The following is a 20360-nucleotide window of genomic DNA, read 5'->3' as shown; positions in this document are numbered from 1 at the left end:
CCACGCGATCGCCAACGTTCCCACCACGCAGGACCGCCCCAACTCGGACGTCGAGCTGCAGCGGGTAGAAGTCTTCCGGCAGTAGACCAGGCCACTGTGCTGCTTGGCGCCCCAGCGCGTCAGGTGGCTTTCGCTGCGGCAGACACGGTCCTCGTGGACATCGGTGTCGCTCCCGTGCAGCCCGCCGGGTTCATCAGCCCCCTCCTCGGGCGGGCCGCCGGCGCGAGGCGCTCACGCCCGCGCCCCCGAAGCGCGTTCTCCGGGCTCCACGGTGACCGGGTCTGCCCCGTGGGCACGCCCGCTGGTGCTGTTCAGGGCACCTGCGAGGGGCAGGTGGCGGCGATGACGTGGTCGACGACGTCGGGCAGGCTGGAGCGGTGGCGGTAGGCGGCACGCTGCCGCTCGGCTTCGCCCCTCGAGTGCGCAGGCGCTCCGACTGGGTGCGTACGAGGTCAAGGAGTCGAGACGACCGCCTGAGCCACAACCCGACCGTGGCACACCGCGCACGACCGAGGGCCGGGGAGAGCGTCCGCATCCGCCACGGCGCCGCCGGCCCGGAATGAGCCATGCGTCAGGCATGCTGCCGTACGCGCAAAGGCGGCGAGCATCACACGACGGGGCCACAGGGCCAGGTAGTTCCTCGTCCTTGTGGCGGCGATAGTGTGGGACGGTCAGGCCGGTGCCCCGGTAGCCGCCGTCGGCGATCACCGTGGGGGTTGCCCCGATGGCGGCCCTGGCGCCGGAGTCCTCCCAGGCCCGGCAGTCGTTGCGGTTGCCGGGCAGCGGCCGGCCGGCGGAGACGACGAGGCGGGTGGCGGCGTCGATGACGACCTGGTGGTTGGTGGAGTAGCGGTAGTTCTTGCTGAAGGCGGCCACGGCCCGGTCGCGGGTAGGGACCAGCGTGCCGTCCACATCGGATACGTGGTGGCAGTGCCCAAGTCCCAGCAGATCACGTCTCTCGCCGGGATCTGGCGCATCGACCAGCTCATCGAGGAAGCACCTGCCGATGCCTGGCAGCGGCTGTCCTGCGGCGACGGGGCGAAGGGCCCGCGCGTCTACGACGGGGTCGCGGCCAAGCTCCCCGCCAACCCCATCCTCGACCCTGATCCACCGCCCCATTACCGCTGGGTGATGGCCCGCCGCAGCCTCCGAGGTAAGTCCAGAACTGAAGGAAGGGTCTGAGCTATACCGAGCCCTTCGTCGCGCAGGGCTGGCAGCGGATGACGCTGGAGCGGCCGGAGGCGTCGGCGGCCGGAGGCGTCGGCGGCCGGAGGCGTCGGCGGCCGGAGGCGTCGGCGGCCGAGTTGGAGGCATATCCCGGCAAGGCCCAAGCCGTCGCCGACACCCACGGCACCGACCTGGAAACCGACACGGACGCCCTCATGATCGCGTCCGCCGCCGCCCAGGCGCGGCTCTTCACACCGCCCGCCATCCGCAACACCGCCGGCGACGACGAGGCGTCCCGACTCAAGCGGCACCGGGTCGCCGTCGTCACCTTGATCGAGGCGTTGGCCCAGCCGCCGATGCCACCCGAGTGATACCTGCCGGCCGGGCCGCGGTGGTGCTGGGGCGTTCCGGCAGTGGTAAGTGGCACGTTCCCGCGACCGGTTCGAGGTGGCGCAGCCACTGCCGGTACGCAGAGCGTCTGACTGGTACTGCGCTGGTGCTTCTTGATGTCGTGGACCAGGTGTGCCGGCATTGTGCGCCGCTGGTGGTGGTGGCGCCGGGCGGGGAGGCACTGTGGTTGGCGGCGGCCGAGGTGGCCGCGGCCGACGCCCGGGTACGCAAACTGCAGGAGCGGGCGGCGGGGGTACGGTCGTGGGACGGTTATGCCCAGGTGTTGTGGGAGGCGGCCCGGCATCGTGATGCGGCGGTGCGGGCGCGGCTTGAGCCGTGGACGGCTGATTCGGTCTTCGGTGCGGGCGCACGGCAGTTGCTTGGGGCGTGGGGCGGGGTGCTGGAGTGGTCGGAGGCGGCACTGGCTGCTTGGCGGGCGGCGGCTCCCGCGGCCCGCGAGGCCACGTCGGTCAGCAGGGCGTGCGATGCGGTGGCCGCTGACGGGCAGGTGCGGCAGGCAGGGCTGCAGTTGGCGGCCGCGGTGGTGGATCGCCCGCGGTGGGCGGCGGAGCCGTTCGATGCGTGGGCGGTTGTCCGGCGGGCCTGGAGCAGTGCCCGGGACCGGGGTGTGGGGGCGGCACAGGCGCGCACGGCGGCCATGCAGGCACTGGAAGCTCGCTGGGGGGACGCGCGGGTGCGTGATGTGACTGCGCTGCCGGAACCCGCTGCGGTGCCGGCTGATGGGTTCGCTTCGCCCGCGCAGTGGGCGGATGCAGAGTTCCAGCACCGGTGGCAGCGGTATGTGATGGAGTGCTGCGACAGGCTGGAGCAGGCTCTGCATACGGCCGTCAGTGGTGATCCTGTCGCGGGTCGGAAGCTGCTGCTGGTGACCGGCTGGCCGCTGGTTCGGCCGCAGGATGCAGAGCTCGCCTATCTGGCCCAGTACGAGCAGCACGGGCCCACGGTGCCGTTCGGCGGACGCCGCAGCGGCTACGGGTGGGAACCCGATCACGCGGTAGTGCTGGCCGTCCCCCGCTTCGCCGCCCGGCATGCCGCCGAGCACACCCGGGATCACCCCGGGCGCATCGTTGTGGGGCCGGACCTGCACGCCGGGGGCCTGAGGAGCAGGACGTGCTGTCGCTGCTGCGCGGCGCCTACCCCTACCTTGAGGTGGATGCCGAGCGCGATGGCGCGTGTGCGCAGCCCACGTCTTTGGTGACGAAGGCGCGGGCGGCACGGCGGGACGCGCGGCCCGCAATGGGGGCGGGGCGGGGCGGGCTCGACTCGATCGAGCGGTACAACGATCTGGTCGTAGGGGCGTATACGTGGGTGCCGGATCACGATCACCCCGGCGCCGCTGCTGCGGAACTGGCTGAGGTGCCCATCCACTGGCTGGGGGACTGGACGCTGTGGGTGGACGTCGAGTGCGGGAGGCGGCCGGACACAGCGCTGCACCGCCTGTACGGCACGGTGACCTTTTTCGATCCCGACACCGGACACGTCGGGCTCTCCCCCACCGGCGGCCACCCGGCGATCAGGCTGCCGGTCCACCGGATCGTCGCGCTCTCCGGCAACCGCAGACGGCGCGGCCCCGGGGAAGTACCCGCCCACGAGCCGGTGGACGAGCTCTGAGAACGCGGCTTGGCCAGTCACAGCTGGGCGCTGGGCCGAGGCGTCCAGGGCGCACCACGGCAGTCGGGCGCCGGAGCGCCGCCGCTCGCCTTGCTCCTGGCGGTGGCTATCGCCCGTGTCGGGCGCGGGCGGGGTCATGGCGGGGGTCGGCATCGGGACTGCCGCGGGTGGCCGGAAGGAAGCGGGAGGGCGGCGTGGCGCGGGCGCGGCGGCCGGTTCCGGGAGCGGGCGAGCATGGCGCGAGCGTTGTGCGGCCCTGCGGCTACACCTGAACCACAGCTGTGGTGAGTGCGTCCTCAAGCACGGCCCGGCGGGGCAGGTCCAGACTGAACTCCGCTTCAACCATCGCCAGTACCCGCAGCATGGCGTCCGGAACGTCTTGCCCGTGCTCGAAGGGCGTCGACCCGTCGGGCAGGACGAGTCCGGCGCGTCGCAGGGCGGGCAACAGCCGGTCCGGTTCGGTTCCCGAGCGCTCGTGCTCGCGGCCTGGATGGAACGGCATACCGTCCGCCCGACGGCCTTCCCAGCAGCGTTTACGCCCCCGGGTCAGGCGGCGAATCCGATGTTGGTGACGTACTCGTACTGGCCCCATTCCGAGCCGAGGTCCACGGTTGCGTCGCTTACCCATGCGTCGTCCAGGGCCGCGTCGTCACCGGCCGCCCATCCGGCGACTATCCGGTCCCAGTGCCGGACGTTGAGCAGGCGGTAGCTCAGTGCCCGCTGCCTGGGTCGGGGGACCTGTGAGTGGTTGAGCGGGTGGAACTCCACCCGGGTCCCGCGGCCGGCACGGTTGAGGCGGGCCAGCAGGCTGCGGGCCACGTTGCGCCGGCGCACCGCGCGGTAGGCGGCCTCGATGCGGGCCAGGTTCTGCCGGGACGGATTCCGTCGCCCCTCGAGCCAGGCCCGCAGGGTGCGGTCGGTGACCGTCAGGCCCGCCTCGCGGGCAGCGGCGCGGGCACGGTCGGTGCGGGTGAGGTAGTGCAGGCGGGCCAGCAAACCGCGCCGGACCGTGATCGGCGTGGCGATGAAACCAGCAAGCGCGTCGAGCTGGCGGGCGGCGGCCTCGTGGCCCTTGATGCCGCGGGCACCGAACGCGCCGAACTCAAGGTTGCGTTCCGGCATGGGGCCAGATCCCTCCTTCGTCTGCTGCGTGTGTGGCCGTGTGCGCCGATGTGAGCGCCTTTTCCGCACCGGGCCACCCGGAGGAGACCCGGACGGGGTGGAAGCGCGGGAGGGGGGCGCTCAGTGGCTCTAGTGGGCTCAGGTGTGGGCCATGTCCACGAAACGGGAGTAGTGAAGCTGCGCGGCGACGGGCACGCAGGTCGTCGACCCGAACCGGTCCTTGTTCAATGACGAGGCCGACCTCGCCGGCCCGCGGCGACTCCGGCTCGTCCGCGTCCGGCTCGAGGCCATCGAATCAGTGACCGTTGTTGACGTACGCCGCACCTGCGATCCGCAACGCGGTATGCGCGCTCCGAGACCGTTCCCGGGCGACCTCCAGGGCGGCCTCGACGTCCGGCTCGAACCGCCCGTCGACTACGGGGCCCAAGGAGATGTCGGGAAGTTCTACCGCCGTCCTCCATGCCGTCTCAGCGGCATCCAGCAGCGCGAGGTCATCGAGCACCAGGAGCCCGAGCCGGTCCCGGGCGACGGTAGCCGCGCTGCGGGTCGAGGCCCTCGCGGCACGCTCCTCGGTCGTCTCGGTGTCGCCCGCTCGCCGAGCGGCCACGGCCAGCCATGCATCTCCCGGTGGCGGACAACGGCCTCCAGCAGCTCCGCGACAGCGCGCGCCACCTCTTGGCGGTGCGCGGCGTCGCGCGCCCGCCGGTCGGTCGCACGCTGCGTGTAGCCCGCGAGAGCAGCTCCGGCGAGAGTGCCGAGCACGGCGACGATGGTGGACCACACGGCCTACACCTCCGAGGTGGTGCGCTGATACCTACGCTGCCCCGTAACCGCGACCGTGGTCATAGCGCCGTGCCAGCGATCCACGCCGCTGTCCGGGTAGTGATCGAACGGCTTGAGTGGTTCGTGCAGGTCAGTCAAGAATTTCTCCCGTGATGTAGCGAATCCCCACTCCTGGAATCTCGACCCGCCCCGATCCGGCGGTCAGGCGAGGACGGCGATCGGCACGCGCTCGCCGGTCGGCATCCCCCTGCGCCGCGTGCTTGGCCGCACGAGGGCCTGCCGATGTGACAGCATGCCGGTGCCGGCTGCGGGACACGTGACCGGGCGTTAGCCCTTCGACTCACTTCCCGCAGCCGGACCTTCCTCAGTCAGTGAGCGTTTTCCAACCTGACGGCCAGGGTGGGCAGTTGGGCTGACAGAGAGGTGAAGCCCCTGGTAGATGGGTTTTCGACCAAGAAATCCGTCTCCACCAGAGGCCTCGTGTGCTTGTCTACCCGTCCGGCGTCGACGTGTCCACCTCTGCCCTGCGCTTCCTGTCCGCCAAGCTCCGCCGACGCCGCCGGGAGCTCGGCACTCGACGGCGACGCCTGAGCTCCGGCCGGCAGGCCCTGCTCACTATCGCCCATCTGCGCAACGGCCACCCGTATGCCCAGCTCGCAGCCGGGTTCGACGTCGGCACCACCACCGCCTACCGGTACATCACCGAGGCCGTCGAGCTCCTGGCCTCCCTCGCCCCGAGCCTTGCTGATGCGGCCCGGACGGCATCGACCAAGGCGTTCGTACTGCTGGACGGGACGCTGCTGCCGATCGACCACATCGCCGCGGACCGGCCCTTCTACTCCGGAAATCACAAAAAGCATGGGATGAACGTGCAGATCCTGGCCGATCCGTCCGGCCGGCTGCTGTGGGCCTCACCAGCTCTGCCCGGTGCCATCCACGATGTCCGGGCCGCCCGCGAACACGGCATCATCCGCACTCTCACGGACACCGGCATCAAGTGCTGGGCAAGGGATACCGAGGCGCCGGGGGCACGGTCCGTACCCCGTGCTGGGGACGCTGGGAGACGCTTTCCCAAGGAAAGAAGGCCGTCAACCGGTCTCACGCAAAGATCCGAGCCCTGGTCGAGCAGGCCGTCGCCACCCTCAAGTCCTGGCGGCTCCTCCGCAGACTGCGATGCTCCACCACCCGCATCACGAGCCTCGTCCAAGCCGTCCTCTGCCTGCATCTGGCCAGCTCAGACTGAGGTTGGAAAGAGCTCCTTGTGTCTTTCCGCCGGGTAAACATCCGGAGGGACGCCACCACAGAAGACACTACCGGGAGTACGGTCGGGGGATTTCGACCACTATGGGACGCAGGTGCACTGTCGCGGCCTCGGAGACCTTCCGCGCCTGCTCGGCCAGATGCGTGCGCAGCGTACTGAGATCCAGCTTCTTCGCCTGAGTTTTGCGCTTGTCCCCCACGGCGTCCCATAGATCTATCGGGTACCAGCCCACGAGGTAGATACCTGCGTCGGTCTTCGTCTCGGGCAGGTACCTGCCCGCCAGCTGGTCCTCCTGAGCTGTGGTAACGCTGGGGTTCCAGGAGCCCTTGACCTCGATGACGAGTCTGACCGGTTCTTCCGAGGCGGAGTGGGGGCTGTCGCCAGGGGACGGCATGGCGTCGATAAGGATGTCGGTTCGGTCCCCCGCGCCATAGGCGTCAGTGGGATGAATCAGCACTTCCCGGTTCACCGCGACGTGGTGGCCGCCCAGCCGCAGGCGAAGCTCATGTGCGAGGTATGCGCACAGGGCCGCTTCGGGCTTGGGCCGCCAGGTGTCCGGGACCGGTGCGTCCTCGGCTGTGGCGGTTTTCTTCCGGGTGCGTTGGCCAGGGGTCCTGTCCCAGAGCAGCTCACCGTGGGAAGGGATGTCCTGTGCGATCTGCTCAAGGACCTCGCCGGCGGCGGCCAGGAGATCGGTACTGCTACGGAGGACGCGCCGTGCGGGGTCATGGAGGACTTTGATGACGTCTTCCAGCCGCACCTGGTCCCAGCTAGCGGCGCTGTGCTGGGTTCTTGCGGTGACGAGAGCCGCGGCGATGGACAGTCTGTCGGGATACTCGTTGGCCAGTTTCCCAAGTTCGATGACGGCTTCCGCGGTGGCCCGCCGGCTCAGTTCCCCGAGCAAGGAGTCCCGCCACCGTCTCGCCTGCTCTTGCGGGGTCACCCAGTGCGCCCCCAGGGGGTTCATGTCTTCTTCGGGCGCGTACAGGTCGCTAAGCCAGTGGTACAGGTCTGCGAGTGCCGCTTCAGCGAGGGAGGTCTGGATCGGTGCGCTGATGTGGTCTTGGGCGCAGGCTTCGGCCAGTCGGTGGCTGAGGCCGGGATGGGCAGCGGTAAGGGCCTGGATGCGGGGCCAGTGGGTGGCGGCGTCCGTGGCCAGAAGAGCCTGGGCGGCCGGTAGGAGGAGGTCGGCGGACTCAGGTGCTTCGGCGGGCGCGACAAGTGCGGTTTCCGCGATGTCATAGGCAACCTGGCTGCCGGCTTCCAGGAGCGAGGTGAGGAGGCTGTGCCAGGTCCGTATGGCTGCGTCACGGGCTTCGCTGGTGTCGGGCACCTGCACAGGGCTGTGGTCTGAGGCGGCTGGTCCAACGGATCCTGTGCTGGTGGTCTGGAGGACCCCGAGTCGGGCGGAGAGGCCGGCAGCGAGCTGCTCCAGGGTGCTGCGCAGTTGTGGTGCCCAGCGCGGGTCGAGCGGGTTGAGCTGGAGAGGCTGGCTGCCGTCGGCGAGTTCTGCTCGGGCCAGTTGGTCGACGCGGCGTGCCAGTTCCTCGGGTGCGTGGATGGCGACCATGCGCAGCAGGTCTTGCCGGGTGTCTTCGGTGTAGCTGGTGGCCAGGTGCAGGTTCTCGGTGAGGAGGGCCGCGGCCCACGCCTTCCAGGCGTTAGGTGGCAGGTCTGTGATGCGGTTGGCGTGGTGCAGTTCGGTAAGGAGGGCGTACCCGGCCCAGGAGCGCTTGTTGTGCAGGTTCTGCCCGAGCCAGGAGTCGGCGTGATCGTCCTCGGTGGTGAGGTAGCGCAGTGCGAGGTCGGTCAGGTCGGTGAGGTTGTCTTGGAGGGCGGCGCTTCCCGGCCAGGCGCGGATGGTGTCGGGCAGCTCCTCGAAGCGGCCGGTCTGCGGGTCTACGCGCAGGTGCCACAGGAACTTCCAAAGGCTGTCGTTGTCGCCATCTCTGGCGTCGGCGAGGAGTTGTTTCTGCTCGGCGAGGAAGGCGGTCGACTCCGGCCAGGTGCTGTCCTGCCCCTGATGATTGCGGCGCCATGCCTTGGCCAGATCGCTGCCGAGGTCTACAGCCTCGTAGAGGTGGCGCATGTACGGCCAGCCGGGATGCTGATCGTCGTAGGCCAGTTCGAAGGCGTCCTGGTCACCGTGGGGGAACAAGGTGGAGGCCAGTTCACCGTAGGCGTGCATGATCTCCTCGTTCCCGGATGCCGCGGCATGCTGTATCTGCTCCCATGCCCAGGGGAAGTCGGCTCCGTCCAGCAGCAGATGGCGGCTGGGGTGCTCGGGCGCGGAGCCCCATAGCAGAGGCGATCGGCGCTCCCATTCCCGCACGATGAGCCAGGCCGCCAGGCGAGGTTCGGTCTTGCTACGTACGGCCTCACCGATGAGTGCGTCGGCCAGGGCACGGCGCAGCTTCTGCACGTGTGGGGGCTCGTGTCCGTGCTCGTCAGGCTGCAGCGCGTCGGGCAGGCGAACGGTGTGGTGGTTCTGGAACCGGGAGAAGATGATCCTGGCCAGGGTGTCCAGGTGCTGTGTCGCGTTCTGGCTGCTAAGGGTCCGGTTGACCAGGGCGTCGAGCAGTTCGGCTTCCACCCGGTGGGGTGCGAAGTCGAAGCCGTCGCCCGGCTGGTCCTCGGCGGCCCCCTTGGCCAGCACTGTGGTCTCTACCAAGTTGTCTTGGGCTGTCGGTGCGGGCCGGGGCCGGGTGGAAGCGGTAGCGGCTTTCTCGGCCCAGGTGAGGACCTCCGGGAGCTGCTCGTCCGTGCACCGGTCCGGCATGGCCCTCAGGAAGTGGGCGTACATGCCGTAGGTGTGCTGGGATCGCGGGGGGCGGAGTGCTGCAAGCATGGTCGCCGCGTCCAGGTGGTCCGGCCACAGCAGGCTCAGCAGGGTGCCTCGGAGGGCGTCGTCGGGGTCGACCGCGTCCACGTGGGCAGGGTCGATGAGCGAGGCGAGGACCTCTTTGAGGACGGGGATGGCGCGGCCGGGGTCGCAGGTGAATGCCGCGCGTGCGGCCAGGCGGCGTTCGGTCTGGTGCCAGGTGTCGTTCTCCACCAGGTGCAGGAGCGCTGCGGCCAGCCCCGGGTGGGTGGTGCCGGCTTCCTGCGCCAGCCGGATCGCCAGCCGGATGCGCGCCCTGGTCGGCCAGTCGGCCGCCTCGCCCTCGGGAGCCGCCCGGAGCACGTCGGTGAGCTGGTCTGCCAGCTGGGGGTGGTGGAGGTCCCAGCGGGTCGGCTGCCAGCTGTGGCCGCTGAGCTCGATCTGGGCGGCGCGGTCCAGGAGGCGTTCCACGGTCAGCTGCCGGATCTCATCGAAGCGCACCAGCGTGCTGTGCACTGCCAGGCTCTCGGGGTCGGCGCCGACCAGCCACCTGGTGGCTGTGGGGTTCATCGCGACCAGCCAGGCGGCGGTCTCCCGCAGCGGGATAGGGATGCTGGCGGTCCCGCCGTCGGGGGCGCCGACCAGGAACAGGTTCTCAAGCTGCCGCTGTGTGGCCTGGCGTTCGGTCAGGTAGCGGGCGGCGAGGTAGGCGGCCACGGACGAGTGGCGGAAGGAGACCCGGTTTACATCCGGCGCCGTGAACAAGGCTGTCGTCAGGGTCTCTTGGACCACCTGCGAGGTGACGTTGAAGGTGCCGGCGGCCGCCTGCTCCTGGCCGGACGCCAGCCGCTCGCCGGGCAGATCGAAGGTACCGGCGCTGAGGCTGTGGCCGCGCCACACGCTCCGGTGGCCGGACAACAGCATCCAGGCGGCGATCCGTCCAGCCACCACCAGACGCTGCGGCGCGGTCGTGGTGACAGCGTGGCTGAGCCTGTCAGGGTCGGGATCCTCTGCGAGGTACTGCACACCGCGGGCGAACAACTCGCGGGGCGTGCCATGCAGTCGGCCGTCGACGCGGTAGGTCATCACCAGCAGTTCCAGAGTCAGCGGGACGCAGGCCAGTGCCGCCGCACCGGCGACCTCGGCCGCGGTCACCACCTCCTCCCCCGGCGCCCCGGCGCTGTCGACCAGCGCGACCGCTTCCTGCCGGCTCAGCGGCGCCAGATCCACGCAACGGCATGTGCCGAAGACCTCGGCCAGCACGCCCGTCGCGTCGGGTGGATAGTCGGCCGTGCGGCAGGCCATCAGGAACCGGACCCGGCCGATATCCCGGCCACGCAAGGATCTCTTCAGCCGTTTGGACAGATGTCTCAGATAAGAGCTCTCGTCGGCCTGGTCCAACACGACCGTCAGTATCCCGGCGCCATCGCCGGTGCTCCCTGCCGCAGGCAGCACCTCGAAGTGGCAGCCGAGCTCATCCGCGTATGAGGCCTCCGTCAGGTCCCCGCCCGACACCCACACACAAGCATCCTCGCCCCCCTCCCACGCCTCCTCCAGACGAGGCAGCCCCTCGACCAGACCGGTCAGCACCGAGGTCTTCCCCGCGCCCGGCTCCCCCAGCACCACCATCGCTCCGGACGCCGCCACGACCGACGGAGACGCCAGCGCCCCCTCGTCCAGCTGGCTCACCTCCGTCACCAGCCCCTGGCCGTCCACCCGGAAAGCCCCGTCATCTGCAGTGAACAGGTCCCTCTCGGGACCGCTGCCGCCCCGGACCCGGCACACCCGAGGAACCTGGAAACCGAACACACCACCTGCCATGCACCGATCTTCCCACCCTTCACCGACACTTTCCGGAGTCCCCGAAAACCTCGGCCCAAGGCGCCTCTTTCAACCTGGCATCTTCGCTGGTCAGAGGGTTGATTCTCGGCCCTGACTGTAGCTGGGCCAGGCTGTTGACCAGCGATCCCATCATGCGACAGGCCGGCCGCCGGTCACTCCGCATGGCGCCCGACCGTCGACGTCAGTCAGGTTGGAAAAGGCTCACTGGCTCCTCCTGGAGGTGTCCTCCAACGGGTGCCGACTATCGCGATGTTTGTCGTCGATCTCCCACCCGGACCTGGCCTTTCTTGAAGCGCTGAGCACGCATCGTCGTTGACGTGTTCCGTGCTTTGGCTGCAAGCAGACACCCCAGGCCGAGAAGCTGGAAAGGTCAGGACCGCGCGGCCCGGAACGCGAGATACCGGCTGAAGACTTCGTGGCTGTCGGGGGTGAAGCGCCATTCCAGCCGAGCCGACCGCAGCTCCGGCTCGGTCAGCCAGCTTTACCAGGCGACCTCATCAGGATCAGCGACCACGGCGTCCGGCAGCACGGCTTCGTGCACGCCGAGCCAGTGAGGGCTCAAACCACCGCGGTTGAGGAACGTGAACAGCAAGCGCGGCAACACACGAACGCCCAGTTCTTCGGCCAGCTCCCGCGCGGCGGCCTGTTCATAGGACTCACCGACATCCACGGCACCACCGACTACGGCCTCGTAGAGCCCGGGGAAGCGCGACAGCTGCTCCGACCGCCGGTGCACGAGGATCCGCCCACGTTCATCACGACACAGCGTCACGGCGACCCGGTGCAGCCAGCCCTCCAGGATGGCCTGCCGACGGCTGACCACCACCCCCAGCACACGATCTTGCTCGTCGACACGCTCCACCAGTTCGCCCACGACGCACACCCTGGCAGAGCCCACTGACACCGCGCGGGCCTGGGGGACGGCGGCGCGGCCGGCGCGCGAGCGGGAGGCCGACGCAGCGGCAGCGCGGGGGCACGCGGACAGCGGCACGGCAGGGCGGCAGGCACGGCACGATAGGCTCCCCCGAAAGCTACAATCCGCTGCCGTCCTGCAGCGTCCCGCGATCTCGGGCTGCCGGCCCTTCGAGAGGATGACGTGATCAAGCGAGTGCACAAGGTCGCCGGGATGATCCTGACGGCAGTCGTCGGCCTGTCCGGATGCGGTGGCACGAAGTCCAGTGAGCCGAAGCCCTCCTCGAAGCCTACGTCGACGGCGGCGGCAAACTCGGACAGCCTGTCCGACACGACCGGCACTCGTGGCACCAATGGCCGAGCCGAGCCGCCACTCGACGGCAATTGGGTCCATCTCGACCGCGGCAGCTTCGCCCGACTCCTCATCGATGACCGGAAAGTCGAACTGTTCAGCGGACACCACTGTCGAGGCAGAGCCTCCAAAGAGGACGGACTGTGGGTCCTCAGACTCACATGCGATGACGGCAATACTGATCGGACTGTAGGGCGGGTCTACGCGCTGTCGCGGAAGACCATGACCGTCGGTTGGGACGGGTTCGGAGGAGATATCTTCCAGCAGACCGAACGCCCAACTGGCAAGGCCCGCACGGCCGAGTAGAGCCACCGGCCTGCGGTCCACGATGTTGAGAGGTCGGCTTCCGACCCGCGCTGCCAGTAGTCGGCCGGGGCGCAGAAGTAGCCCGGGATGTCCGTAGCGACGGCGGACTCGCGGTGGCGACCCATCTCACTGCCCTGGTCCCAGGTCAGTGACCGCTTCAGGTGAGCAGGCAAGCTCTGGACGCGCTCAGGGGCATCGCGGACCAGCTCGGTGCCGTACGCCCTGACTGGGGCGCGGTAGTTCCAGGTCTCCGGGATCGGGGTCGACGGTGCGGGCCGGCGGTGCGCTTCCCGGCCCTCGCGCCAGGCGGCCCGGGCCCCGGCGGCGGACAGGAAGGCGGTGGTTGTCTCACCGGCGTCCGCACCGTAGTCCCATCAGCCGTCGCCGACCTCTCACAGCGAGCACGTCGAGTCAATCCGCCAGGTGGAAGTCGTGCCAGGACAGGCGTACCCAGACCCCACCTCTCCCCTGGCGGCCGAACGAACTGCGGTGGTCATCCTTCCACTCGTCCACAGGTTCGATGGTGTGGGTGCGTGCCCCCGGCAGCACTTCGGCAAGGTCGTCGGGGACCGTCTCGCTGACCGCGGCCAGCAACTCAAGTGCCGACCGGCCCGCCTCCGTTCACCTGCGATGACGGTCCGCAGGTGTGCGTGATTGTCCGCCGCTATCTGTCGGCGATGCCACGCAGTTAGACACTCAGCGTGACATGCCCGGACCTCTGGACCACTGCTGCTGCGCTAGGCTCCGCGCCGGGGCGAGAAGAGGGGGTTCGCAGGTGACGCCATTTCGAATGGGTGAGTGGACGGTTGACGTCCTCGTGTTCCTGGGGGTGCTGTGGGCGGCGACAGGTCGGTGGCGTGATTACCCGAACTCTGATGGTAGGACGGCCGAAGAGGTTGCCGTTGTGGCGGTGAGGCGGTCCCGAACGTTCAACCGTTTTGTCCTCGCCGTGCTCGTAGCTCTGCTCTTGGCAAACATCGTGGTCGTCGTCAGTTACTGAGCCGGCGGACGCAATCACCGGACTGGTCAGCATCCCAGAACATGTGCGCTTCCTCAGCTGGGATCAGCTCGCGGCCGACGTTCCCCGCGGGGCCGCCATGCTTCGCTGGTCCACGGCGCACCAGTCGGCGAGCTGCGGCACCATGATCCGGCACACCCTGCGCAGGCCCGCATCGGCGTCCAGCGTGCTGCCCAGCGCGGTGGTCACCTCCGCCAGCAGCGCGAGGCGGTCCAGCGCCTGCTCGAGAACCGCGTCCACATCGAACTCATCCACTACAACCACCATATCCGCCTGACTTGCCCCTTTCATCCACATTCCCCGCCATCGCCGTGCCAGCCCGCGTCCGGAAGGGTGCGGGCTGGATGCCTGTGCGATCCCTGTCCGCCTCGATCTACGGCCTTCGGTACGCCCTGCACAGGGCAGGGAAACCGGAGGCTGATCAGCGAACGCGCAAACCCAAGACGCGCGCCGGCACCATGGACGCCATTGATCAGGGCGGCAGAGACGGCTGCCCATTCAATTCCCGGCCCGCTGAACTCGATGACGAAAGGCCTCGCAGCGAGCAGCTAGGCGCCGGCCCTGCTCGTCGCCGCGCAGGCTCGAGGCAATCAGAATCACGACAAGGGAGCAGCACCTGTGACGTCACATATGACGCGGGCCAAGCTGATCGCATGCTCGATCGGCGCGTTGACTGTCGCGACCTTGACGCTGAGCGCCTCCCCGGCCTCCGCAAGCGGTACCTACAGCGGTCAACCCTACGTCTACGGCGCCAGTGCCTTCTCGAACGACTGGGACGACGAGGGCATCCTGTCGACGGGCACCGACACCGCCTCCAATGCCACCAGCCTGTGGCAGAAGATCCTTTGGGCGGACGGCAACCCTCACCTCCGCCTCGGACATCGACGGCGTCTTCGGCTCCCAGACCAAGGACGCCACCAAGGCGTGGCAGAGCGACTGGGAGGCCAGCCCCGACGGGGTGGTCGGAAAGGAGACCTTCGGGAAGGCGGGCGACTGGCTGCGGGACACAGACGGCGAAGGAGCCATCGACACGTACATCGGCACGGCCCATGCGATCAGCTCAGCCGAGACGACCAAGGCCGGTATCACTTCTACGACGGTGACGGCAACGGACGGATCGCCGGCTACGACTACCGGACCTGCAGCTGAACCCTGCGCGCCTCTCTCGTGCGGCCTCGCGGTCGCACGAGGGGTGACAGGCCGGCACGTGCCGCTGTGAGCCCGGCTCGCCGATGCAGAGGACATCGCGAGCCGGCGACGAGTTCCTCTCAGCCAGACCGTACGACGCGCGGCCGATGTCTTACGGGGGTATGCAGCGGCCGCGCCGCGGTTCTCCTGCCGTTCAGGGCCATTCACGAAAGGCATTCAACCGTGCATGCGCCAGACCCTGACCCGGCGCCGGACTTCGATGAGTACGTGCGTACGCGGCATGACGCTCTGCTGCGCAGGGCCCGGAGTCTGGTCCCCGATCCGATGGACGCTCAGGATCTGCTGCAGACCGCGCTGCTGCGAACGTATGGTCGCTGGGATGACATAGTGGACAAGCAGCTCGCGGACGCCTATGTCCGCCGCGTCATAATCAACACTCGCACGGAGTGGTGGCGGGCCCAGAAGCTGCAGGAACTGCCCGTCGAGCAGTTTCCGGACGCGCCCGTCGGGGACTGCGCCGAGCAGCACGCCCAACGCGCGCTGTTGATGGACATCCTGCGAGTGCTGGCGCCGCAGCAGCGCAGCGTCGTGTTGCTGCGGTGCTGGGAGCAGATGTCCACCGACGAGACGGCCGCCGCCCTCGGCATGGCGCCCGGCACGGTCAAGAGCGCTCTGCACCGTGCGCTTACGCGGCTCCGTCAGGAGTGGCAGCGCCGCGACCCCGACTCCGGTTCGGCGTCGGCCGCCGGACATGATGCGCGGGATGCACCGCACCCGCGGCGCCAACTCATGGAGGTGTTCTGAGGTGTTGGGCCGCTGTTGTTGGCACGATGGCCTCATGGAGAAACGCGAGGACAGTCAAACGCCGTCTGCAGGCTGCACTTTGAGGGTGCAGGTATCGGCCGAGCCAGGTGTGGAGGCAGAGGCGCATCTGGTGTCGCTGCGGGATTGGCTGGCCGCGGAAGAAGCGCTGCGCGGCCGGGTGGAGCTGCTGGCCCGGATGCCTCAGCCGGGGCAGATGGGGGCCGCGCTGGACGTGCTGGCGGTGGCGCTGGGCTCCGGCGGAGCGGGAGCTGTGCTGGCCCGTTCCCTGTCGACCTGGCTGGTGCAACGCCGTGCGGACGTCACCGTGCACGTGAGCCGCGGTGATGGGCGGGAGGTCACCGTGGAGGTCCGCCGCACGAGCGATCCGCAGGCGGTGATCGGGGCGGTCGGGCAGCTGCTGGAGGGCGGGCAGGAGTGAGGCAGAGCGCGCCGCGCTTCCCCGACGGTGTCACTTCCCGGGCGGTCCTCATCGGGTGCAGCGACTTCGACGACATCGGTCTGCCCGCGATTCCCGCCGTGGGCGCCAACCTCGCGGACCTTCGCTCCGCACTCACGGATCAGACACACGGAATCCTGCCGCCGGAACACTGCCGGGTGCTGGCCGATCCGGCCGATCACCGCAGCGTCGGCATGGCACTTGCCCAAGCCGCCCGCGAGGCGGAGGACCTGCTGCTCGTCTACTACACCGGACACGGACTGCTGGACGAGGACGGGTTGCTCCACCTCGCCCTGTCCTCCACGGACCCCAATCACGTCGGCTTCACCGGTGTCCCGGCCGATCTGGTCAAGCGCTACCTCGGCCGGGCCCGGGCACATCTGCGGGTCCTGGTGCTGGACTGCTGCTTCTCCGGCCGCGCGGTGGCCGCCATGACCGAATCAGGCAGCCTGCTGTCGGCTCAACTCGACATGAGCGGCACCTACACCCTCACCTCCACCACGGCCACCGCCCCCTCCCACGCACCGCCCGGGCAACGGCACACCGCCTTCACCGCAGCCCTGCTGGACGCGCTGAACCAGCCACAGCCGCTACCCTGGACGACATCCACCAGCACATCGACACCGTGCTGCACGGGATGGGACTGCCGCGGCCGCAGCGGCGCTCCGTCAACGCCGCCGGGAACCTCGCCCTCGTCCGGGGCCCCGTCCAGCCGCATGCAGGGCCGCCGACCGGCAATGAGGGAGAGATCCGCTTCCGGCAGCAGCCGCCCGATCCGCCGGCCAATCGCCTCCGCGACACCATCCTGTGGGTCCTGATGCTCGCTGTGCCCGTCGCAATGGGCGTGCTGTTCGAGGGGTGGTTCGCGACCTTGATCGCCGCCGCCGGTATAGCGCTCTTCCTCGGTCTGGTCCTCCTCCTGCTCTTGCTTCGCAGAGATGTCCACTACGACCTTGTCGTCAACGGCGACGGGTTGAGCACCGAGCACGGGACGCATTCAGCTCACGTGCCGTGGAAGGACGTCGAGTGCGTGGGCGTGCTGCGCAGGGCGCCGGGGACTCTCATGGTCTCCAATGTTCTCATCGTGCGCCTGAAAGCCGACGCACCGCGCCCACCAGGGTTCCACAAGAAGCTCACCAACGTCTCCCGGACCGGCGCTACGTCGTCGCGGGAATGCTGGATACCTACGGCGCCGACCCCATGCGCCTGCGCTCGGCGATCGAACACTTCGCCGGCGGCATCTACCGCACCGACCAACAGCTACTGGAGATGGACCCACGGCTGCGCTAAGTACGGGTCGGCAGTTCCCAAATCAGCCGCGACCTGATCGGCTTGCTCCACCGTCTGCTATCGGCCCACCCCATCTGAAAGGTCACGAGTGGGTAACGCTTGTCGTCGCTTATTGAGACAGCTCCGTACAAGACCCTCACTGTCAGTGCGATGCAGCGACAGCCGGTCCGTTGAGACAGCGCACGCCCTGGGACACCCGAACTGTTCCTAAGCTGCGCGCGGTGGAGAAGAGCCGGCGCTCCCCGCTGGCATCGCTGCGCCCGGCACCGGCACCCGCCTGAGCGCCCCGGCGCTGGTACAGCACTACGAGGGTGCTCCCCCGCCCGCCGCGTCCCAGCCGTCCAGAAGTCAGGGCCGGAGTCGGCGGAACCAGTTGCGGCCCCTGCCCGGCTCCTGGCCGTGGTCCGGCTCCGGCGGTGCGACGGCCTGGAGGCGGGCGGCTTCGGCGGCGGCTTCCTCGCGGGCGACATCATCGGCATGGCGGGTGCCGCACACGGACACGTCCCCGGCCTTCCAGCAGTGCTGTGCGCGGTGGTCTCCTCCCAGCGCTGGTCGGTGAGTTTCTGTCCGCACCGCTTGCACACCGCGCTCCACCCCCCCGCTCAGCGGCACGGCGCCGCTTGTCCTCCGCGTCGGCGCGGGCCTCCTGCTCGAGGAAGAGGGCATCCGCCGTCGGGGTTGTCAGGCGGCTTGCGTCCGCACCAGGGTGACCGAACACGACTCCGCCCTGCCCTCGACGGCGGCGGGCACGGCCTCCACGTCGGTGATCGTCTGGCAGGCTGCTTCGCGCGCCGCCGGGGGAATCCGGTCCTCCAGCCCGTCCTCGGCCTCGTTGCCCTGGTAAGCCGACCCTGCATCGTCGAGCATCCCGCTCAGGCACATGACGGCCCACTCGTCCCCGGCCCGGATGCGGACCACTTTTATTACTGAACGATGGGTGGAACGACACCATTACGGCCGTGTCTGGCGTGGCGAGGTGCAGGAATCGCACGTGGCTTCGAGAGCTGTCGCGTGTCCGAGAAAAACCACCCAGTTGTCTGGATGCCGATCGTAGTGTGGAGCGAGCCGACAGTGATCGGACAGCCAGGAGATCAGCCGCCCGGTCACTGGCCGTCCGGCGAAGGATCCCGCCGCCGCGTCGGCGCGCATGGAACCGCCTGCCGCCCCGCCGCGCGTGAGCGCGCGCAGCGCTCGGTCCGGGCGGACGCTTGAGCAGTCGCCTGGCACGCGGCGAGGCGGTGTCCGGGCAGGGCCGCCCCGGCGACCCACCGGGCGGGGGGCGGCCCAAATCCCGTCGGCCGGATGCGCGCCACGGCACTCCCCCCGCAGGGACGTCGGGGTGTCAGCGAGTGGGAGGTCGCCTGCCGGGCACATGGGTGTCCGTCGGCGGCCGGCGCGGCGGCGAGGCAGGTGGCGCGGTCGGCGACGGTGCGCCGACGCATCTGCTCCAGGCGGTGTCGGACGCGGGTGTGGGTGTAAAGCAGGCACGAGCACGCGTGTCTGGCCGGCATTGACGTCCTCCTGCGCCGCCGGTGCGGTGTCGAGCAGATGGTCACCGACGCGGAGAAGGCGCGGCTGCCGGTGCCGTGGGCAGTGCAACCGCCATGCGTGGCTACCGGGAGAATCACCCTCCCGGATAGCGGTTCCACCAGTTCGGGTCCCAGCCCCCGACGTACTCGCCGCCGCTCGGCGAATCGGTGGCTTCGCTCAACAGGTCGCGAGCCAAGGTATCGAGGACCCAGGCCAGTTCGTGACGGCTCACCAGGCCGCCCGGAAGTGCCTCGACGCCGTGCGCCGCCCCGAGCAGGGCGCCGGTCACACAGGCGACCGAGGCACCGCTCGGTGCGCCGGCCGCGAAGCGCAGCGCGGTCTCGACGTCGGTACGGTCAGGAAAGGAGGCAGCGGCATAAAGCCCGCCGAGGAGTGCTGACGGTGCCGTGGCATCCGGTGCGAGCTGGGCGAGCCGTCCGGCGTCGGCGGGCTGAGCGACGGCCTGCCGGAGGCCTGCAGTGAGCCGCCCGTGCTCGTCGTCGGTGAGGCCCCGATCAAGGGAGGGGAGAGCGGAGAGCCCGGCCTGAAGTGAATCCCGCACCCCGTTGCCGGTCAGGCAGTGATGGACCAGCACGGTCGCGCGCGCTGCGGCGGAGTGCGCCGCCCCGTCACCATGCGTCAAAGCGGCGAACTCTCGCGCCTGCCCGGTCCAGTACCCCAGATCCGAGACGGCGACCGCGGCAACCGGAAGGGTGCGGGTCAGAGCGTGGTAGCCACGGCTGTCCGTCGCCGGTCGCTCCAAGGTGCCCTGCTCGACCTTAGACAACGCCGCCACCGTGGCCGGCGCGGAGCCGCGCCGTTCCGTCAGCACGGGTATCTGGGCCAGCCAGCCGTCCGGCCACGTCGTTTCCTTGTCGTAGGGGGCCCAACGGCGCCGCATCCGCTCGGCCTCGATGCCCTGCAGGGCTGCCCACCGGCAGTACGCGTGCCAGACCACCGACGGCGGATGGCAGATGCCCTTGTGCTTCCCGCGGACGATCGCACGGATCGTGCCCTCCGCAGTGAAACAAGCCAACTGGGTACTCACACCGGCCCGCAACGGGCCACCGGCCGGCAGCTTGCCCCCAGCGGCCCCCAGCGTCTCCCCCACCGCCAGACCCAGCAGCATCCCCCGTACTCGAGACTCCGCCCTGTTCCTGAGGAACTTCCTACGGTGCTCCTGCTCCGCCTCATGCTTGGCGTGCTCCTGCTCGGGGGTGAGCACGAAAGGCGGGTCCCACACGATGCCGCCCTGGTGGTAGGGCTGGTACCGCTCGTCATCCACCTCCACCCCGTCCTGGCCCTGCTCACCATGAGCCATACGCTCCCCCTCCAACAGCGTGCGATGCCGCGTTCTCCCAGAACAGCAGTGATACCACCTGCTACGCGGGCTCAGGGCCGGCAGGAGCAACCGGGCAGCAAGGACCACCGCACCGGTGACAGGGCGTAGCCCTGCACAGGCTGCCCTGACTCGGGCGCCCGCCGTACGGAATGGCATTTCCGGCAGCCGGGGACCGGAGCCGG

Annotated in this window: 17 protein-coding genes and 4 pseudogenes; 11 read left to right on the top strand and 10 right to left on the bottom strand. The window is 69.4% G+C overall.

The genetic code is table 11. From position 1 onward, the window contains the following. Nucleotides 1-654 precede the first annotated feature (654 nt). Nucleotides 655-912: pseudogene (locus AB0947_RS39670) on the bottom strand (transposase); the annotation flags it as partial. A 12-nt stretch (nt 913-924) separates the two neighbouring features. Between AB0947_RS39670 and AB0947_RS39665 the strand changes: the two are divergent. From AB0947_RS39665 to AB0947_RS39650, 4 genes are all read left to right on the top strand, one after another. After that, entirely contained in the window at nt 925-1182 is a 258-nt protein-coding gene (locus AB0947_RS39665) for a hypothetical protein (protein ID WP_366755249.1), read from the top strand. 38 nt (nt 1183-1220) lie between these two features. Next, the gene (locus AB0947_RS39660) at nt 1221-1538 is read left to right on the top strand and encodes a hypothetical protein (RefSeq protein ID WP_366755246.1); all 318 of its coding nucleotides are present in this window, start codon (nt 1221-1223) and stop codon (nt 1536-1538) included. A gap of 125 nt (nt 1539-1663) precedes the next feature. Further along, nucleotides 1664-2776: a hypothetical protein gene (locus AB0947_RS39655; protein ID WP_366755245.1), complete on the top strand. Its 1113-nt coding sequence runs from the start codon at nt 1664-1666 to the stop codon at nt 2774-2776. Beyond that, on the top strand, nt 2689-3189 hold the full coding sequence (locus tag AB0947_RS39650) for a hypothetical protein (RefSeq protein ID WP_366755244.1): 501 nt from the start codon (nt 2689-2691) through the stop codon (nt 3187-3189). The genes AB0947_RS39655 and AB0947_RS39650 overlap by 88 nt, the downstream gene beginning before the upstream one ends. 262 nt (nt 3190-3451) lie before the next feature. On the opposite strand, the gene AB0947_RS39645 is transcribed toward AB0947_RS39650, so the two are convergent. The 3 genes from AB0947_RS39645 to AB0947_RS39635 form a co-directional block, all read right to left on the bottom strand. After that, nucleotides 3452-3691, bottom strand: coding sequence for a hypothetical protein (locus AB0947_RS39645; RefSeq protein ID WP_366755243.1), 240 nt, complete (start codon nt 3689-3691; stop codon nt 3452-3454). A 44-nt stretch (nt 3692-3735) separates the two neighbouring features. Continuing rightward, nucleotides 3736-4311 (bottom strand): transcriptional regulator, encoded by a 576-nt coding sequence (locus AB0947_RS39640; RefSeq protein WP_366755242.1) that lies wholly within the window; start codon nt 4309-4311, stop codon nt 3736-3738. 295 nt (nt 4312-4606) lie between these two features. Beyond that, on the bottom strand, nt 4607-4918 hold the full coding sequence (locus tag AB0947_RS39635; RefSeq protein ID WP_366755241.1) for a hypothetical protein: 312 nt from the start codon (nt 4916-4918) through the stop codon (nt 4607-4609). 658 nt (nt 4919-5576) lie between these two features. On the opposite strand from AB0947_RS39635, the pseudogene AB0947_RS39630 reads away from it, so the two are divergent. Beyond that, nucleotides 5577-6337: pseudogene (locus tag AB0947_RS39630) on the top strand (transposase family protein). A gap of 67 nt (nt 6338-6404) precedes the next feature. Here AB0947_RS39630 and AB0947_RS39625 read toward each other — a convergent pair. After that, complete coding sequence (locus tag AB0947_RS39625) at nt 6405-10997, bottom strand: hypothetical protein (protein ID WP_366755240.1); 4593 nt, start codon at nt 10995-10997, stop codon at nt 6405-6407. 391 nt (nt 10998-11388) lie between these two features. After that, nucleotides 11389-11892 (bottom strand): annotated as a pseudogene (locus tag AB0947_RS39620) (NUDIX domain-containing protein). 222 nt (nt 11893-12114) lie between these two features. Here AB0947_RS39620 and AB0947_RS39615 point away from each other — a divergent pair. Then, nucleotides 12115-12588, top strand: a complete 474-nt coding sequence (locus AB0947_RS39615; protein WP_366755239.1) for a hypothetical protein — start codon at nt 12115-12117, stop codon at nt 12586-12588. A gap of 41 nt (nt 12589-12629) precedes the next feature. On the opposite strand, the pseudogene AB0947_RS39610 reads toward AB0947_RS39615, so the two are convergent. Then, a pseudogene (locus AB0947_RS39610) lies at nt 12630-12770 on the bottom strand (IS30 family transposase); the annotation flags it as partial. Nucleotides 12771-13378: 608 nt separating this feature from the next. On the opposite strand from AB0947_RS39610, the gene AB0947_RS39605 reads away from it, so the two are divergent. Continuing rightward, complete coding sequence (locus tag AB0947_RS39605; protein ID WP_366755238.1) at nt 13379-13588, top strand: hypothetical protein; 210 nt, start codon at nt 13379-13381, stop codon at nt 13586-13588. A gap of 63 nt (nt 13589-13651) precedes the next feature. Here the strand turns inward: AB0947_RS39605 and AB0947_RS39600 are convergent, their stop codons facing one another. Beyond that, the gene (locus AB0947_RS39600) at nt 13652-13861 is read right to left on the bottom strand and encodes a hypothetical protein (protein WP_366755237.1); all 210 of its coding nucleotides are present in this window, start codon (nt 13859-13861) and stop codon (nt 13652-13654) included. A 562-nt stretch (nt 13862-14423) separates the two neighbouring features. Between AB0947_RS39600 and AB0947_RS39595 the strand changes: the two genes are divergently transcribed. From AB0947_RS39595 to AB0947_RS39580, 4 genes are all read left to right on the top strand, one after another. Further along, nucleotides 14424-14825 (top strand): peptidoglycan-binding domain-containing protein, encoded by a 402-nt coding sequence (locus tag AB0947_RS39595; protein WP_366755236.1) that lies wholly within the window; start codon nt 14424-14426, stop codon nt 14823-14825. A 152-nt stretch (nt 14826-14977) separates the two neighbouring features. Next, a complete protein-coding gene (locus AB0947_RS39590; RefSeq protein ID WP_366755235.1) occupies nt 14978-15559 on the top strand; it encodes a SigE family RNA polymerase sigma factor in 582 nt (193 codons plus the stop codon). A gap of 34 nt (nt 15560-15593) precedes the next feature. After that, nucleotides 15594-15998, top strand: a complete 405-nt coding sequence (locus tag AB0947_RS39585) for a hypothetical protein (RefSeq protein WP_366755234.1) — start codon at nt 15594-15596, stop codon at nt 15996-15998. Continuing rightward, nucleotides 15995-16834 carry a caspase family protein gene (locus AB0947_RS39580; protein ID WP_366755233.1) on the top strand — a complete coding sequence of 280 codons (840 nt, stop codon included), beginning with the start codon at nt 15995-15997 and terminating at the stop codon, nt 16832-16834. The genes AB0947_RS39585 and AB0947_RS39580 overlap by 4 nt, the downstream gene beginning before the upstream one ends. 1153 nt (nt 16835-17987) lie before the next feature. Here AB0947_RS39580 and AB0947_RS39575 read toward each other — a convergent pair. Together AB0947_RS39575 and AB0947_RS39570 are read right to left on the bottom strand one after the other, a co-directional pair. Beyond that, entirely contained in the window at nt 17988-18224 is a 237-nt protein-coding gene (locus AB0947_RS39575) for a hypothetical protein (RefSeq protein WP_366755232.1), read from the bottom strand. 706 nt (nt 18225-18930) lie between these two features. Beyond that, a complete protein-coding gene (locus AB0947_RS39570; protein ID WP_366755231.1) occupies nt 18931-20157 on the bottom strand; it encodes an ADP-ribosylglycohydrolase family protein in 1227 nt (408 codons plus the stop codon). Between the last annotated feature and the right edge of the window lie 203 nt (nt 20158-20360).

It is taken from the genome of Streptomyces sp. NPDC047841 (assembly GCF_040704085.1).
Classification (GTDB): domain Bacteria; phylum Actinomycetota; class Actinomycetes; order Streptomycetales; family Streptomycetaceae; genus Streptomyces; species Streptomyces argyrophylli.
Note: the sequence above shows the minus strand (reverse complement) of the source record. Positions and strands in the feature narration are given on the sequence as shown.

Coding starts and splice junctions, on each gene's coding strand:
- AB0947_RS39660 (WP_366755246.1), top strand. CDS start 1,221: ATGACGCTGGAGCGGCCGGAGGCGTCGGCGGCCGGAGGCGTCGGCGGC.
- AB0947_RS39645 (WP_366755243.1), bottom strand. CDS start 3,691: ATGCCGTTCCATCCAGGCCGCGAGCACGAGCGCTCGGGAACCGAACCG.
- AB0947_RS39640 (WP_366755242.1), bottom strand. CDS start 4,311: ATGCCGGAACGCAACCTTGAGTTCGGCGCGTTCGGTGCCCGCGGCATC.
- AB0947_RS39625 (WP_366755240.1), bottom strand. CDS start 10,997: ATGGCAGGTGGTGTGTTCGGTTTCCAGGTTCCTCGGGTGTGCCGGGTC.
- AB0947_RS39605 (WP_366755238.1), top strand. CDS start 13,379: ATGGGTGAGTGGACGGTTGACGTCCTCGTGTTCCTGGGGGTGCTGTGG.
- AB0947_RS39595 (WP_366755236.1), top strand. CDS start 14,424: ATGCCACCAGCCTGTGGCAGAAGATCCTTTGGGCGGACGGCAACCCTC.
- AB0947_RS39585 (WP_366755234.1), top strand. CDS start 15,594: ATGGAGAAACGCGAGGACAGTCAAACGCCGTCTGCAGGCTGCACTTTG.
- AB0947_RS39570 (WP_366755231.1), bottom strand. CDS start 20,157: ATGGCTCATGGTGAGCAGGGCCAGGACGGGGTGGAGGTGGATGACGAG.